Below are 15,841 nucleotides of genomic sequence, written 5' to 3' on the forward strand. Positions count from 1 at the left end.
ACCTTTTCGCGGAATGGCAGCATAGAAAAAAGGGGAGCTGGTTTGTTAACCCATTCTCCCCCATTCATACACTCGAGCTTTTTTTCCGGTACGTACTGCTATATATAACGCAAATTTATGCATAAGGATCATAAGAATTCCGGCCATCATTTGGTCTAAACCCGTATTGAACGGAGGTGGAAGGATATGGAGAGAACTTAACGTCAAGGGGGAAATGCACAGATTACTAGTCATTTGCGCAAGGAAAGGATTATTCAATCCGCCAATCAGGCCGGTTATGATGAATAGAATGCAAGCAGGCATTAATAACAGGCCGCTTAATACCGCAAATCGTTTATTCTGGTCCATAACAATTGGACGCCACATACTAAATGACAACGAAAATAGCACGACTAGATATCCATTATGAACAAGCGAATGTTTTAAGAGAAATGATAACATTACCGGCAAATGATACATCAAGAAGAGGAGGGAAAATGAGTACAAGGCAGCCAATGGAGGCAGGAACAGTTTATTTATTCCTTTCATTATTTGTAGGAAGGATTCGGGAACTCCTATTAAAAGTAGTGGCGGGATCATGAAGTATAAAATACTCATTTGTATCATGTGAAAACTGAATGATAAATGGCTGAGAGAAGATAAAGGGCTGCCAATGGTTACGTATAATAGGGTTAGGCTGAGGAAGAAAAGCAGGGGCTTTTGATGATAGATTTTTATATTCGTATAAAATGTGACGAAGCAGCCGTAGATGATAGCGATACAAATGAGCCCCGTTAATAATGGGATATTCCACACCAATTGACCCTCTAGCCATACAACAAAGAACATGGATAGCCATTCCCCCTTTACGGCCGATTCACTAACCTTAGATTATATGTCAGAATAAGTGATTTATGACCAAAAACGGGAATGGACAGAAATAATACCCCCTAAAGAAAATTGCAAAAACCCCCTCTTTTCATTATAGAATGAGTGCATTTAGTGCAAATGGTGTCAGGCACCATGCTTCGGCAGGGGGTCCATGGTTCTTAAGATCCGCAGAATTTCGAGGAGAAGGATGTTGATTCCCAGCCAGACTGCGCCGAAGACGTAGCCTGCGGCAACGTCGCTTGGAAGTTCGATTTGAAAATACAATCGGCTGATGGCGATTAGAACGAATAAAGCCAAAGCTGCTATTGGAACAAAAGTATGAACCCACACCCTTCTCGAATGGCGAACAAAGAGAAAGACAGCAAAACCGTAAATCACAATCGTCATTAGCAGTTGTTCGCTCGGAAAAGAATAAAACAGCTGCTCCATGAGTGTTTGCTTAACAGGTGAAAGTTTGTGAAAAATCCTCCGTAAACTTTCCTCATAGAGTTCGCCGCCGCCCACCGTCAGACCGAAAGACAAACATTCAAGCAGCTTATCCCTGCCTTTCCATGCAATCCAAAACAGCGAAAGAATAATAATCACGATTTGAATCTGCCTAGAGCCCATGAATGAAAAAACCTGCATAATGCCGGCCCAATTTTTATTAAACGTTAATGGCACTAACATTCCGACAATTTCATTAAAGTCTGAGAATTCTCCTGCAAGAAAATCTTGGATCATCCCTATCATTAAGACGATTAGGCCTATGGTTAGTGCCATCGTAATCGCTAAAAGAAGTCCAACCCGTTTTCGTGAATGGAATAACTTCATCGTGAAATTCAATCCGCTTACTGCCGCATCTTTCAATTCCACTCGGAACTTTTTAACAATCAAGTAAGCAATGATCAATATCGCAGCAATGATTCCCGCGATAATGAGGTATTTTTTAATCGAACTGTGAAACTGTTCCCACTGGGGACCTAAAATTTTGCCAAGCGTGATAAATACCGTCACCCATATAAATGCACCACTATAGGCAAACAGCGCAAACGTCCGAAACGGAAGCCTTGTTATCCCTGAAAAATATCCAGTTATGTGTCGGACACCGGGGATAAAATACGCGATAATCAGCAATTTATTGCCATGCTTGCTAAACCATTGTGAGGTTTTTTCAATCCGATCTGGACCGAGATGTAGTCGGTGACCGTGTTTTTCAAAAAATGGCGTACCTAATTTTAATCCAATCCAGTAGGAAATAGTCATCCCCAAACAGGCTCCGATACCCGCGGTCAAAATACTTAAGACCCAATTTAAATGACCTTGAAAAACTAAAAAACCACTATAACCCATAAGGACTTCTCCAGGTAATGGGAGAGCCAGTAATTCAAGTAATAATGCTGCAAAAAGGACAATATATCCAAACTGATCAATGTAAGCTGTCAGATTACCCAAGATTAGTCCTCCTTTTTGTTCCTATTATGCCCTAGCACTATGAAAAAATTTGGACTGGATTACGAATCTGGACGTCACGCTTTTACTTGGTTGGAAAAGAACTTCCTTGATTAAATCGACCATATCTTCCTTGGCTTTCAGCTCTATTCCCTTTTGATAGGAATCAATCGCCTGCTCCCAGCGATTCATTTTGTCGTCATCCTTTAACACTGTTATCAACTGCTTTTCTATGGATGCGTTTTGGTCAAGTTTAAATACCAGCTTTTGATCTGTTAAATAGCGTAAATTCACTTTTTCCTGACCTGGCAGCATTGTATGCACAAAAATGGGGAGTCTCTTTTGTAAGGCTTCACTAATTGTGACGCCGCCGGGTTTTGTCATGATAGCATCAACCGCTTCATAGAGCGTGTCCATATCTGACCTTGATGATAGGTAGGGCAATGGTTTAATGTGCTTAATATTCCAGGAAAGGATTTCTTCATACAGCTTTCGGTTCTTTCCGCAAAGAACGATATAATCCACTTCAGTAGACTGTTTTAACTCAGCTGTGAACTTTACAATTCCGCTTAAACCACTATTCCCTCCTGCTATTAAAATTTTTGGCCGTCCATTATTCGTTTTACGAATAGCTGCATTCCTGGTAATTTCTTTATGGACAGGAATACCTGTGACAATCATCTGCTGTTTTGGAATGTGATCCTTCTCAAATAACGTTTCTTTCACCTGCTGACTTGGAAGAAAATGAAGGTCAATTCCATCCTTTCCCCAAACATTATTAACAAAGAAGTCCGTATACACATTGATAATTGGGATGTTGCATTTCCCCTTCCTCTTTAATTTGCTAAGAAGATAAGAAGGGAATCCATGCGTACAAACAAGTAAATCCGGTTTTTCCTCTGCCAGCAATTGTTCCATTTTCTTCAAAAAGAATGGTTGGTACCATTTAAATGTGTGTTCTTTAGCTGCTGGCATGTAAAAAAAGCTTTTGTAAGCAAGATTGTACGTTTCCGGTGCGTAGCGGATCCAATTTAAATAGCCTTTGGTAATCATTTTTTCAAGTGATTTATTGGAATAGCTTAGTAAGTCGACTTTTTTAACCATAATATCGTCGGTATGATTTTTCAACAGGTCCATTAAGGCCTCAGCAACCTGGTGATGGCCTGACTGCATTTGTAAGAGTGGTAAAAACAAAATCTTTTTCATTTGTTCCATCTCCTGTTCATTTAGAAATCGTTCATTGAAAAGGGATGCTGTCTGCTTTCCATTTCAAATGTATCACTGATTCCCTGAAAAACGCGGTTTTTAAGAAATTTTTAATCATACCTTCAGTGTTTTTTCAGTAAAATAAAAAACCCGATGTATCACGTTTCGGGTTTTGACTAATTTGATCTATTTACGTTTTTTCCCTTTAAATACTTCATTAAAACATATAGAAAAAATAGAACTAAAAAGACGATGCCTAAATAAGGAACATGGTTTGGATTAATACGGAATATCCTTCCAGTAAAATATCCTGCCAAAATAAAGGGGACTGTCCACAGCAGTGTACCCAGCAGGGAAAAAAGGGAAAATCTCGTGAATGGAATGTGTACAATTCCGGCAAAGTATGGGCTAATTTGCCTGATCCCGGGAAGATAAAAACCAAACACGATGCTTTTACCGACGTTTTTCATATATTTACTGCTTACTTTTTCCAAGCGCTCATCGGTAATTCCTACATATTTGCCGTATTTTTTGATAAAAGGGGACCCTGCGTAACGTCCGCAAACATAGGCTGTCAACATGCCCGTAAACGCCCCGAGAACGGAAGATACCATGACCAATTCTAACGAGAGCTTATGATGAATACACAGTACTCCGACAAGAAAGAGCAGCGATTCTTCTGGAGCAGGAATGCCGACAACACCAAAGAATAAAAAAAGAAAAATGACTAGATACCCATATATATGAATATAATTTACGATTGTCTCTACGTTCATGGTGCCCTCATATCTCTTTTAGATTGATAAATTTTGTTCCCTTATTTTTGTTTTCCTGTAAATAGATTTCTAAGCATTTCAGCATATAGCTTGGAGCTTCCTTATCCGCACCCAGCGTTTCACCGCAGTCATGGAGCAATAGAATCGAACCAGGTTCTGTAGCGGTCCGTAATTCCTCAAGCAGTCCATTCTTACCTTTTGCAACTTTCCAATCCCCAAAAATGTGTGACCAGATGATTACTTTATATCGCTTACTCAAACAAAGACTAAAGAGATTGAAATGCCCCCATGGCGGCCGGTAAAAGGTAACCTTTTCCCCCGTGCATTCCCTGATGGCCTGTTCTGTCATTTGAAGCTGTTTTTTAAATCGAGATGGTGAGAGAATCCAGCTAGAAATATGTTCAAAATGATGAATGCCAATCGTATGTCCCTCCTGGCTCATCCGTTTTATGATAGCTGGATAGGATTTTACCTTACTGCCGACGACAAAAAATGCCGCCTTCACATCATATTTTTTCAACAGATCAAGCAATTGCGGTGTATATTCGGGATTGGGACCGTCATCAAATGTTAAGGCGACGCCGCCAACAGTTGTTCTTTTGGTAATACCCCAACTGAAAACACGAATCATTACTGTTGGCAATACAGCATAAACAAGAAATAGACTAAGTAAAAGAATGAAACTAACAATGATGATTTTGATCACTCAAAGATCAGTTCCTTTCTCTTCGGTAAGTACAATTCCACTTCAGTCCCGACTCCCTCCGTACTTCTTACTTTAATTTCCCCGTGATGCTGTTTAATAATATTTTTGGCAATCGACAGCCCCAGTCCTGTTCCCCCTGTCTCCCGGCTCCTTGCCTTGTCCACCCGGTAAAAACGTTCAAAGATATTGTCGATTTCGGACTCAGGTATACCAATCCCGTAATCTTTCACCCTTATGACCTTATATGATTCCTTTTCCTCCAGATACACATCGATTTTCTCTGAACTGTATTTAATGGCGTTGTCCATTAAAATGATGATGGCCTGTTTTAGCTTTAACTCATCAGCCATAACGGTCATTGCATGTTCCGGTAAATGGAGGTCAATTTCCCTCTTATAAGCACTTTTCAACTGTTTACGGATATTCTCGCACAAGGCCGCTACATTGATTGGTTTTGTTTCTAACAAATTACCGGATTCTGTATCGGCTAAATCAAGAAACCGTTCTGTCATTCTTTGGATTCTCGTGGCCTCTGAATGAATTGATTCAATGGCATCATGGGCAACCTCTTCGTTTCGGATCCCCCGTCTTAGCAAAAGATCGGCATAACTTTTGATCACTGTAAGCGGGGTCTTTAACTCATGAGACGCGTCTGAGATAAATTGCTTCTGTTTTTCCAGGTTTGACTCCAATCTTTCTATCATTCGATTAAAGGTCACCGCTAATTTTTGCAATTCATCCTTTGTTTCATGCTGGATGACAATTTTCTTCGGGATCCCGCTTTGTTCAATGTCCTCCATCGTATTAATCATATTTGAAATCGGCTTCATAATCAGATTGGACAGCCACCTGCCGCCAAGCAGTGATAATAACGCTCCTAAAAACGTACAAAACCCCAGAATAGAAAGTAATAAATCCTTACCTAATTCCAATCCCTTTAACTTCTCTCCAAACTCAATCGTGCCGGTAACCTGCCCATCCGCTTGGATTGGAACCCTGACAATGGCAATTTGTTCTTCTTGATTTTTTAGTCTAATCGTACTCCTCATCGTCCCTTTTTCACTGGCAAATTGCGGTTTTATTTTTGCAGCCAAGTTCGGATCATTTGTTACTTGATGGACAATTTTTCCATCTGGTTGAATGATTCTAATAAACGAATGAGGTGTTAAATATGGGGTTAATTTTGCTTTAGTAACTGCAGGAGTACCTTCCTGATTTAGCTCCTTTCTCAATTGACCCGCCTTTTGAAAAAGGGCATTATCCTCCATATTGACGGTAATTTTCATAAATGAAAAAAAGACCACTGCGTTTACGGCAAGTAACACGACTAGGATCCATGCGGTTGTGATTAGATTAATCTTGGTCGTAATCTTCATTTGCTTACTTCTCCCTTATTGTGTATCCAATTCCCCTGATTGTCTGAATAATAGTGGGGTCAGAAAAGCCTTCTTCGATTTTCTTTCGTAAATGTCTGATAAACACATCGATGACATTTGTTTCCCCTTCATATTCATAGCCCCACACATGAAGAATGATATTTTCCCGGGTGACAATTTTATTTTTATTAGTAAGCAAATAAGCTAACAAATCAAACTCTTTGGGAGTTAGCGTAATCGATACCTCTCCGCGGATTACCTCTCTCGTATCAAGATTTACAGTTAAATCCCTTATGGAAAGTACGGTTTCCTCGGCTTGCGCAGCCTTAGCAGCAATGGAATTCTGCCGAAGACAGGAACGAATTCTTGCTAATACTTCCTCTAATTCAAAGGGCTTCGTAATATAATCATTTGCTCCCTGATCAAGTCCGGTTACTTTATCCATCGTCATGTTCCTAGCAGTCAGCAGAATGACAGGCAGCATGTTGTTTTCAACTCGTATTTTTCTTAAAACCTCAATCCCGTTCATTTCAGGCAGCATGACATCCAATAGGATTAAATCCAATTGATCGTTCAAGGCGGCTTGCAATCCCGCCTTTCCGTCATAGGCAATCACCACTTCATAGCCTTCAAACTCCAGTTCAATCTTTAATATTTTGGCAATCTGTTTTTCATCCTCAACAACCAAAATTCGCTTTTTCATCATAAGCCCTCCTCTTTAACGATGATCCTCAGGCGGCAAATCTAAATAGTTTGTTCGTGTAAAAGCCACATCTACAATGTAGCACTATTTTCCCCTAGCTTTCATATTTTCATGGATTTTTAATCTTTAATGTACACAGCGCTTCAAAAGCCCAAAATTGCACCAGATAAAACAAAACTCCTTCTTTCTACTACAGAAGGAGTGCAAAGGGTGTCGGGCACCATTTGTTAAATTTTGTAAAGTGTGTTTTCGAATTGCAAGGGATAGGTCAGCGAGGAAGTATAGTCCTGTTGCTGCCCAGCCCCATATCCAATAGGGTTCTATGGGTTCATACAAAGCGGCGATTGCCGGATGAATCCATTTTACACATGCGAGGGATAGGAATACCCAGCAGATGGAGAAAGGCAGACATATATGCCCGTGAAGCTGCAAGGGGGTGTCGGAATAATCCCACCATTGTTTATGGAAACATTTCTGGAGCAATGCCCCGCTTACATATTCGACTAGTGTTGGAATAAAAAGGCATAAGAGAATCACCATCACCCAATTAGTTCCAGGGGTAATCAAATAAACCAAGAGAACCGGGGCAAAACCGTACATCGGTTTAAAGGGGCCGAATAAAAAGTTTTCCTTAAAAAACTCACGCTTTGTGAAGAAGCTATAGCTATTTTCCAGCAGCCAGCCAATGAACGAATACACTGTGAAATAAAACATGATGGCCGCCGCACCTTCAATAGTCGTAATTTCCTGGGTTTGATACGTAATGCCTTGCAACAAGCTTAAAATCATCGCTTAACCGCCTTTCACAAATGTAAAATTTCCCACTTTATGTTTCACTTTTGTCCTTCTAAATATTCGTATTAATGGATATCTTATACACATTTTAATCAACACTCTGTTGAACATCACGTCGAAACCTTGTTATTATTTTGATAACAGGATGATCAATAATCCATCACTGCTGAGATATTAGGAGGGATACATGTGTCCGAAAATGTAATCGACAAACGGGTAATCCGAACAAAAAGGATGATTCGTGACGCACTCACAGAGATTATGGAGGAAAGGGGCTTCGAAGGGGTTACTGTCCGCAATTTAACTGAAAAAGCTCAAATTAACCGTGGAACCTTCTATTTGCATTATCGGGATAAATACGATTTGCTAGAGCAGAGTGAAGAGGAGATTCTAACCGGCATCAATAAGATTGTTAACGAAATTAATCCAATGGATGCTGTTAACTATACAAGTCATGATGAACCATTTCCCATACTTATTAAATTGTTTGAATGTTTCGAAGAACATTCCTATTTTTTGAAAGTTATCCTAGGTCCCAAAGGGGACGCTTCATTTCAAATGAGGCTGAAAGAATTGATTAAACATACCTTTTTAGAAAAAGTAGCAGATGAAATTAATACAGAAGATATGCTGGTTCCAATGGATTTTTTAATTTCCTATGTCAGCGCAGCGCATCTTGGTGTTATTCAACATTGGCTGCAAGGCGGTATGGTAAAATCGCCTCGAGAAATGACCTTAATACTTGCGAAAATGACCCTATTAGGACCTGGATATGTAGCAGGGTTAAAAAAATAAAATGGATGCGGTGAGGTCATTCAACACATTCTATTTTGTTGCACGGAGAAACAATGAACACTTTTTACTATATTGTTCATTGTAATTCATCGCGGACCATCTTAATATTATCGTATAGAGATGGTCAACACGCTGTTCATTAACGGCACGAATTAGAGGGGGTTTTCAAATGAATCCAACCATTCAGGTGGTGGAAGTCAATAAAAGCTTTGGGAAAAAACCCGTTTTGAATGAAGTAAACCTAACCATACCGAAAGGCCAATTATTCGGGTTAATTGGGCCTTCTGGCGCCGGTAAAACGACGCTTGTCAAAATGATTGTCGGCATGGAAAAAACGGATACTGGTACGATTCATGTGTTGGATCAAAAGATGCCGAATCTAGGCTTGCTGCAGGAAATCGGCTATATGGCGCAATCCGATGCCTTGTACGTGGAGTTAACCGGGGAAGAAAATCTGAAGTTTTTTGCATCTCTTTATAGGTTAAGTAAAAGTGAACAGAAAAAGCGGATTGCTTACGTAGCCAGTTTAGTAAACCTGACGGACGACTTAAAGAAACGCGTATCTGCCTACTCTGGGGGTATGAAACGGCGCTTATCCCTGGCGATTGCCCTCATTCAAGACCCAAAGGTGCTAATTTTAGATGAGCCCACCGTCGGAATCGATCCGGAATTAAAACTGTCCATCTGGAAAGAGTTTTTACGACTAAAAACAGAAGAAGAAAAAACGATTATTGTGACCACACACGTCATGGATGAAGCGGTGAAATGTGACCACGTCGCGATGGTTCGCGATGGCCGTATATTAACTAGCGGGTCTCCGCAGGAATTAAAGACGCTTTACGAGACTGACAATTTTGATGAGGTATTTTTAAAGGCAGGGGTGAAGCAGGGATGAGAACGACAGCGTTAATCAAAAGAATTATTCAGCAAATGCTTCGTGATAAAAGAACCCTGGCGTTAATGTTTATAGCACCGCTATTGATTCTGACCCTGATGTACTTTTTGTTTAATGGTAATACCGTTACACCGAAATTAGGTGTCGCGGGCGTTGATTCCAATCTCGTAAAAGCCTTTGAAGATGCAGATATAAAGATTAAAGAATATGAGAGTGTAACGAAAAGTACCGTGGTAAATGATGATCTAAATGGGCTGCTGCAACAGGAAAATGGACAAATGACATTAACACTTCAGAATGATGACCCAAGTTCTGCAAAGGGCTTGCAAGCGAAAGTTAACCAAACAGTTTCAGCTCTGGCACAATCGAAACTCATCCAGCAAAATCCGGCATTGGCAGGCATGTTGCCTAAAAAGATTGAAACAAACTATGTGTATGGAAATAAGGATACGGTGTTTTTTGATGTATTAAGCCCTATTTTAGTAGGTTTCTTCGTCTTCTTCTTTGTTTTTATCATTTCAGGAATTGGATTATTACGCGAACGGACGACGGGAACATTGGAGCGATTACTATCAACCCCGATTCGCAGAGGGGAAATTGTCACGGCCTATTTGGCCGGCTATGGCCTATTTGCGGTTATTCAAACGGTGATTGTCGTTTTTTATGCTATTAATGTTTTAGATATTGTTTTAGTTGGTTCGATATGGAATGTCCTTTTGATCAATCTGCTATTAGCACTGGTTGCCTTATCATTAGGAATATTGTTATCAACATTTGCAGCTTCCGAATTTCAAATGATGCAATTTATCCCAATTGCAGTCATTCCCCAAATATTTTTTGCCGGAATCTTCCCGCTTGAAGGGATGGCCAATTGGCTGCAGGTAGTTGCGAAGGTGTTCCCAATGTATTATGCAGGGGACGCACTAAAGGGCGTTATGTATAAAGGAGAAAGCTTTAGTCAGATCAGCGGCGACCTGTTGGCATTAGTCATTTTCGCTGCCATATTCATCGTGCTGAATATTCTCTCTATGAAAAAATATCGCACTTTATAAAATGAAGAGGGAATGCAGGTAAGCATTCCCTCTTTCATTATTTTATCGAATTGTTTTTAATGCTCCGCTCCATGTCACTACTTCGTCAAGCATTGCATTTACATTTGTTAGATGCAATTCAGCTGGTTTGAAGTCACTTCCGTTTTCAAAATCTGTAAATAAAGATAATGTTGGATGTGTGCGGACGTCAGCAACCTTTAATTCACCTAGGATTCCACGTAAATGTTCGGCTGCACGGGCACCACCTGTTGAACCATAGCTTACAATACCAGCAGCTTTGTCATTCCAAGCTTCACGAGCAAAATCAAGAGCATTTTTTAATGCGCCAGTGATACTGTGGTTGTACTCTTGAACAACGAATACGAAACCATCTAAGTTAGCAAGTTTTTCGTTCCATTTGGCGATTCCTGGTTCTGTACCATCAGTTGTACCTAAGAATGGTAAGTTGTAGTCTGCAATATCAACGATTTCGTAATTTGCGTCACCACGTTTGTCAGCAATTCCTTTTACCCATTCTCCTACTTGTGGACTTACTCTTCCTTGACGTGTGCTTCCTAAAATAATTCCAATGTTTAATTTTGTCATTTTTGTTTCCTCCTCATGTGTTTTTCCAAATAATTTATCTATTAAACCCATTACAAACACCACCTTATTTAATTCCTAATTCAGATATTATGAATTAAAATATTTTAATTCCGAGATAATAATATAATATAGCTCCACCTTTGTCAACCATATTAAACTTTTCGTACTCAACTAGCCGAATCTCCCCAATAAAAAAACCACAAAGCCAATTTTGACTTAGTGGTTATCTTAAAAAGGGTGTCAGGCACCATTATCCAGTTTTCTCCTCATACTTATGCGGGTCTTGGACAAAGAGGACCCCGAGTTCGTGGTGGTCGCCTTCGTAGAGGGCGCGTTGGACGAAGCGGATTTCTCCCTTGGTATCATAGACTTCGAGTTTGCAATGGGCGCGATTCTTCTGCAGCGCCTCGTAAAAGGTATGTTCATCATGAACCAATACGCCATTGGCCTTTGTAATCAGCTCACCAACCTGCAGTCCCATTTTACTTGCGGGTGATTCGGGTATGACGCCAATGATCATGACCCCTTGATTTCTTTTCGAAAAATAAGGCGGACGACTGTCATCCTTCATATAGGCCAGTAATGCTAATGATTCACGTCCGATGACAGCGAGGGCGGCAGCAACAATTGAAATGAGCGGATACCAATAGCCGGCTACGGAAATAAGCGTGATAAACGCTCCTAGGACAATGACCCTCCGGCCGTGCAGCTGAATCGCTTCGACAGGAAGCGTCCCTTTGATTTGCTGATGGAAGCCGACTGCAATCGGAACAAGGATGAGCGAATACTTGTCTGCACCCAAATGGAAAACCGGCCACCAATCAAAAGGCAGCTGTAGTACATTCCCAGGAATCAGCAGGAACACTGGCAGCAGCCAAAGCCTCTTTACTTCATGGGCACCAACGCTTTGACCTCGTTTACTTTTTGTTACTTTAGGGGAAGTCCCCTTACTGCCGTTCTTAAAAATAAGGATGCCTTCTGCTATCAATAGCAGGCCAAGTACAACGACAACGGAAGGGTACACCTTATCACTAATCGAATCAAAGGCTCCAGAAAGTAGTGGAATCGTCCAATTATTTTCTGCGAGTACAATCATCGTGAAAAAGGCTGCTCCCACCGTATATGCCGGTGACATCAAGCGGATATTTGTTGTCAATGACCACAATAGTGTAAATCCTGCAATTAGAAGAACAGCCGTGAATGGGACAGTGATCCCTGCTGCAATGACGATGATGGAAAGCACTAGTCCAATCAGAAGTCCCCGCGGAAACACCTGCCTGAGTTCGAAATAAGCATCATGTGCCCGTATATGGAAATTTTTCCGTTCGCGTTTTACCCTCATCACACCTAATATCCCTGCAAGGAAAACGAGATAGTATAAAACAGGATGAAGAAATAATTTGCCTGTCCCTTTTAGAAGCTCCACAAGCCATATTTGTACCATATCCTGCCACCTGCCTCTATTAATATTTCTAGTAAACTAGTATGTAAAAGACCCTTAAAGATTATTTTACCAAATTAGGGCGATAAAACATATTGCTAGTTTTTAGAAAAAGGCAAAAATGTCGGACATCCTTAGGTTCTGCCATGAAAAATAAAAACAGAGGCCGCGGCCTCTGCAAGGTAATCATTTCGTAATCAACTTCAATGCCATTTTCAGCTGTAAATCATTTTTTTCTTTCTTCATTTCTTTCACCACGGCTTCTTCGAGCTTGGCTGCGGTTTTCTCATCAATTTTCCCTGTAGGGTCCAGCTTATTGTCCTCCTGAAAGCCTTTCACCGCTGTTTTGGTCTCTGCACTAAAATATCCATCTGTCCGACCCGGTGCAAATCCTAGGGCATCTAAAATTTCTTGGGCATTCTTCACCTGTTCGTTGTTCATGTCCGCTACAAGCGGTTTCTTTACCTGGATCGGATGCGTGGTAAAGATGGCTGGCTGTTTGATCGCTACATCCGGTTTGATCCCCTTTTTATGAATCCAATTGCCATCGGGAGTCAGCCATTTCGCCAATGTCAGCTTAATATTGCTGCCATCCCCCATTGGGACTGCCTGCTGGACAGTTCCTTTGCCAAACGTTGTTTCACCAACAAGCTGGTAGCCTGCCGCCTCCTTCAACGAACCTGCCAATATTTCCGATGCGGAAGCACTGCCCTTGTTGACAAGGACTACTACAGGATATTCTTTTTTCTTAGATATAGTGGAGAAGAATCGCCGTTTTTCTCCGCTCCGTTCTTGAGTCTGTACATACGGCTTATCCTTTGGCACAAATTCTTTTAAAATTTCCCCAACGCTGTCCAAAAGACCCCCAGGGTTTCCGCGTACATCAATAACCAACCCTTTAATATCATCATTTTCCTGCGCTTTTAATTCCTTTTTAAAATCGGCAGCCGTGTCTTCAGAAAAAGAGGTGATCTCAATATAGCCGATCTTTTTGCCGTCTTGATTTTTAATCGAGGCATGAACGGTCTCAAGCGGAATCTCATCGCGCTTCACATCAATGGACAGCGGTTCTTTTAGGCCCTTTCTGGCAATCTCTAAATTAACCGTTGTTCCTTTTTTTCCGCGAATCTGAAGGGTCGCTTTATTGAGGTCTAAGCCCTCGACACTTTTTCCGTCTACCTTCAAAATTTGGTCATTCGGCTTGATTCCTGCTTTTTCTGCTGGGGAATTTTTAAATGGAGAGACAATGACAATTTTTCCATCGACCATCCCGACCTCGGCACCGATGCCTTCAAAGGACGATTCCAAAGTTTGCGTGAATTGCTGGGCCGTTTCCTTATCCATATAAACGGAATATGGATCTTTTAAAACAGAAAGCATTCCTTGAATCGCGCCTTCAACCAGCTTTTCCTGGTCTACCTTTTCCACATAGCTGCTTAGTATAAGATCATAGGCCTGCTCTACTTTCTCAAGATCCTCCGTATGATCTTCTGAATTTATTACTTGTTCTTTAGGGGGTGCCTTTACTTCAGGTTTAGGGGCTGCTTCCGTTCGATCAAAGACTTTCATTCCAGCATAGGTGCCCCCCGCCCCCGTTAGTAGTGAACCCGTCATCAACAGGGCAATCCATTTACGATTCATCAGAATCCTCCTCAAGTTAAATATCTGTCATATTCATTTTATAAAAAGGCACCGAATTCCTGCCCGTTTATAAACTTATATGTGAGAAGTGGACGAGTTATGAATGGGGGATGAACAAAAAGTGAAACTTCCACCAGCCGGGTTTGACTGCTTGTCTAAAAGGGTAAAAAAAAGGAGAAGCGCTTAGGCTTCTCCTCTTTATTATGGCAGTGGTACAATGCCCACAGGATTGATCGCATAACGTTTATCCGGTGTCCATGGACCTTTATGAAGTTCAAAGTGTAAATGCTGCCCCTCTGAGGCACCAGTATTACCCATCACACCAATTTGCTGGCCTTTTTTCACTACTGCACCACTGGCGGCTATACGTGAGGACATATGGGCATAGACAGTTGTATAAACTTGTCCATTTATCGAGTGAGAAACAAAAATACAGTTTCCATAACTGCTAGAATAATAGGATTTAATGACGACACCATCAGCAGCAGCAACAATCGGCACCTGCGTACGATTTGCTATGTCAACGCCCCAATGATTTCCACCGCCGCGGCCTCCAAAACCTGAGCTCAATCGTCCGACCGCAGGCTGGGTCCAATAGCCGCTTGATACACCCGGTGTTGATCCGGAACTGGCTCCACCGCCGCCACCGCTTGCTGAAGCTGAAGACGTATTATTTGCCGCTGCCTTAGCTGCAGCCTCTGCAGCTGCTTTAGCTGCCGCCGCCGCTCTGGCTTGAGCCTCCTGCTCCATCTTAATTGCCTGTTGAATCGCAGCCTCTTGCGCAGCAAGGAGTTGTTCCTCTTCCTTCAATTCCATGGCATGTTCATGTTCTTCATTTTCTTGCTCAACCAAGTTTGCCAATAATTTATCTTTCTCAGCTTTTTGTGCATTCAATTGCTGGTTCAGTTTTTCTAATTCAGCCTTCATGTTTTCCAGGCTTTCAAGGTCTTTTTCAACTTGTGCTTGTTTTGAAGCAAGCTCCTTTTTGTCAGCCTCATGCTGTTTCAGTATATCCTGATCTGCCTGCATAATCGTTGCAACTGCATTTGCACGGTCAACGAAGTCACTAAAGCTGGTGGATCCCATTAATACATCCAGGTAATTGACCATCCCGCCTGTTTCCTGATAGCTTCGGGCACGTTCCTTCAACAGTACATTTCGCTTTTCAATCCGCTCTTTGATGACCTGCGTTTCTTCTTGAAGTTTCACAATCTCAGCTTTTGTCTTTTCGATTTCAGCTGTTTTTTCATTGATTTTTGCTGTTGCATCACCAATTGCATAATCGATCCGTTTCATCTCGCTCTTCACATTAGCCTGCTGATTTTGGAGATCGCTAATTTTATCATTCGCTTGATTAATACCTGATTTTAAATCGGAACGCTTCTCCTGAATTTTATTTTGTTCACCTTTTAAACTTGAAATGGATGCAGCCTCAGTTTTAACAGATGTTCCGCCAAAAACTGTTCCAAATCCGACCGCTGCCACAACGGCAAGCGTGACCACTGACTTCTTCATATTCGGTGATTCCCCTCCCACTCTCTATGTACAGGTAAACCGTTCTTTAACTGT

15 protein-coding genes are annotated in these 15,841 nt (G+C 41.3%); 3 read left to right on the plus strand and 12 right to left on the minus strand.

The genetic code is table 11. The features are described from left to right. Window positions 1-45 precede the first annotated feature (45 nt). From FAY30_RS20505 to FAY30_RS20540, 8 genes are all read right to left on the minus strand, one after another. Complete coding sequence (locus tag FAY30_RS20505; protein ID WP_149871606.1) at window positions 46-828, minus strand: cytochrome c oxidase assembly protein; 783 nt, start codon at window positions 826-828, stop codon at window positions 46-48. A gap of 165 nt (window positions 829-993) precedes the next feature. Then, complete coding sequence (locus FAY30_RS20510; RefSeq protein ID WP_149871607.1) at window positions 994-2,304, minus strand: VTT domain-containing protein; 1,311 nt, start codon at window positions 2,302-2,304, stop codon at window positions 994-996. Between the two features lie 24 nt (window positions 2,305-2,328). After that, window positions 2,329-3,507, minus strand: a complete 1,179-nt coding sequence (locus FAY30_RS20515) for an MGDG synthase family glycosyltransferase (protein WP_149871608.1) — start codon at window positions 3,505-3,507, stop codon at window positions 2,329-2,331. A 176-nt stretch (window positions 3,508-3,683) separates the two neighbouring features. Continuing rightward, on the minus strand, window positions 3,684-4,283 hold the full coding sequence (locus FAY30_RS20520; RefSeq protein WP_149871609.1) for a DedA family protein: 600 nt from the start codon (window positions 4,281-4,283) through the stop codon (window positions 3,684-3,686). A 7-nt stretch (window positions 4,284-4,290) separates the two neighbouring features. Next, complete coding sequence (locus FAY30_RS20525) at window positions 4,291-4,989, minus strand: polysaccharide deacetylase family protein (protein ID WP_223820808.1); 699 nt, start codon at window positions 4,987-4,989, stop codon at window positions 4,291-4,293. After that, window positions 4,986-6,365 carry a HAMP domain-containing sensor histidine kinase gene (locus FAY30_RS20530; protein WP_149871610.1) on the minus strand — a complete coding sequence of 460 codons (1,380 nt, stop codon included), beginning with the start codon at window positions 6,363-6,365 and terminating at the stop codon, window positions 4,986-4,988. The genes FAY30_RS20525 and FAY30_RS20530 overlap by 4 nt, the downstream gene beginning before the upstream one ends. A gap of 4 nt (window positions 6,366-6,369) precedes the next feature. Next, the gene (locus FAY30_RS20535) at window positions 6,370-7,068 is read right to left on the minus strand and encodes a response regulator transcription factor (protein ID WP_149871611.1); all 699 of its coding nucleotides are present in this window, start codon (window positions 7,066-7,068) and stop codon (window positions 6,370-6,372) included. A gap of 126 nt (window positions 7,069-7,194) precedes the next feature. Beyond that, a complete protein-coding gene (locus tag FAY30_RS20540) occupies window positions 7,195-7,857 on the minus strand; it encodes a putative ABC transporter permease (RefSeq protein ID WP_149871612.1) in 663 nt (220 codons plus the stop codon). 195 nt (window positions 7,858-8,052) lie between these two features. Here FAY30_RS20540 and FAY30_RS20545 point away from each other — a divergent pair, with 195 nt between their 5' ends. The 3 genes from FAY30_RS20545 (at window position 8,053) to FAY30_RS20555 (ending at window position 10,605) form a co-directional block, all read left to right on the plus strand. Next, a complete protein-coding gene (locus FAY30_RS20545; RefSeq protein ID WP_223820809.1) occupies window positions 8,053-8,658 on the plus strand; it encodes a TetR/AcrR family transcriptional regulator in 606 nt (201 codons plus the stop codon). Between the two features lie 169 nt (window positions 8,659-8,827). Further along, window positions 8,828-9,553 carry an ABC transporter ATP-binding protein gene (locus tag FAY30_RS20550; RefSeq protein ID WP_149871613.1) on the plus strand — a complete coding sequence of 242 codons (726 nt, stop codon included), beginning with the start codon at window positions 8,828-8,830 and terminating at the stop codon, window positions 9,551-9,553. Further along, entirely contained in the window at window positions 9,550-10,605 is a 1,056-nt protein-coding gene (locus FAY30_RS20555; RefSeq protein WP_149871614.1) for an ABC transporter permease, read from the plus strand. Before FAY30_RS20550 ends, FAY30_RS20555 begins: the two co-directional genes overlap by 4 nt. A gap of 42 nt (window positions 10,606-10,647) precedes the next feature. Here FAY30_RS20555 and FAY30_RS20560 read toward each other — a convergent pair whose 3' ends face one another. The 4 genes from FAY30_RS20560 to FAY30_RS20575 all read right to left on the minus strand — a co-directional run bounded on the left by FAY30_RS20560 (window position 10,648) and on the right by FAY30_RS20575 (window position 15,787). Further along, window positions 10,648-11,241 (minus strand): NADPH-dependent FMN reductase, encoded by a 594-nt coding sequence (locus FAY30_RS20560; RefSeq protein ID WP_149871615.1) that lies wholly within the window; start codon window positions 11,239-11,241, stop codon window positions 10,648-10,650. 199 nt (window positions 11,242-11,440) lie between these two features. After that, window positions 11,441-12,634 carry a PDZ domain-containing protein gene (locus FAY30_RS20565; protein ID WP_149871616.1) on the minus strand — a complete coding sequence of 398 codons (1,194 nt, stop codon included), beginning with the start codon at window positions 12,632-12,634 and terminating at the stop codon, window positions 11,441-11,443. Between the two features lie 183 nt (window positions 12,635-12,817). After that, on the minus strand, window positions 12,818-14,272 hold the full coding sequence (locus FAY30_RS20570) for a S41 family peptidase (RefSeq protein WP_149871617.1): 1,455 nt from the start codon (window positions 14,270-14,272) through the stop codon (window positions 12,818-12,820). Between the two features lie 201 nt (window positions 14,273-14,473). After that, window positions 14,474-15,787, minus strand: coding sequence for a murein hydrolase activator EnvC family protein (locus FAY30_RS20575; protein ID WP_149871618.1), 1,314 nt, complete (start codon window positions 15,785-15,787; stop codon window positions 14,474-14,476). Window positions 15,788-15,841 lie beyond the last annotated feature (54 nt).

This window comes from Bacillus sp. S3 (assembly GCF_005154805.1).
Taxonomy (GTDB): domain Bacteria; phylum Bacillota; class Bacilli; order Bacillales; family Cytobacillaceae; genus Neobacillus.

Excerpts from the sequence above, each read along its gene's own strand:
- FAY30_RS20515 (WP_149871608.1), bottom strand. The coding sequence starts at position 3,507 with ATGAAAAAGATTTTGTTTTTACCACTCTTACAAATGCAGTCAGGCCAT.
- FAY30_RS20520 (WP_149871609.1), bottom strand. The coding sequence starts at position 4,283 with ATGAACGTAGAGACAATCGTAAATTATATTCATATATATGGGTATCTA.
- FAY30_RS20570 (WP_149871617.1), bottom strand. The coding sequence starts at position 14,272 with ATGAATCGTAAATGGATTGCCCTGTTGATGACGGGTTCACTACTAACG.
- FAY30_RS20575 (WP_149871618.1), bottom strand. The coding sequence starts at position 15,787 with ATGAAGAAGTCAGTGGTCACGCTTGCCGTTGTGGCAGCGGTCGGATTT.
- FAY30_RS20505 (WP_149871606.1), bottom strand. The coding sequence starts at position 828 with ATGTTCTTTGTTGTATGGCTAGAGGGTCAATTGGTGTGGAATATCCCA.
- FAY30_RS20535 (WP_149871611.1), bottom strand. The coding sequence starts at position 7,068 with ATGAAAAAGCGAATTTTGGTTGTTGAGGATGAAAAACAGATTGCCAAA.
- FAY30_RS20565 (WP_149871616.1), bottom strand. The coding sequence starts at position 12,634 with ATGGTACAAATATGGCTTGTGGAGCTTCTAAAAGGGACAGGCAAATTA.
- FAY30_RS20530 (WP_149871610.1), bottom strand. The coding sequence starts at position 6,365 with ATGAAGATTACGACCAAGATTAATCTAATCACAACCGCATGGATCCTA.
- FAY30_RS20560 (WP_149871615.1), bottom strand. The coding sequence starts at position 11,241 with ATGGGTTTAATAGATAAATTATTTGGAAAAACACATGAGGAGGAAACA.
- FAY30_RS20555 (WP_149871614.1), top strand. The coding sequence starts at position 9,550 with ATGAGAACGACAGCGTTAATCAAAAGAATTATTCAGCAAATGCTTCGT.
- FAY30_RS20550 (WP_149871613.1), top strand. The coding sequence starts at position 8,828 with ATGAATCCAACCATTCAGGTGGTGGAAGTCAATAAAAGCTTTGGGAAA.
- FAY30_RS20540 (WP_149871612.1), bottom strand. The coding sequence starts at position 7,857 with ATGATTTTAAGCTTGTTGCAAGGCATTACGTATCAAACCCAGGAAATT.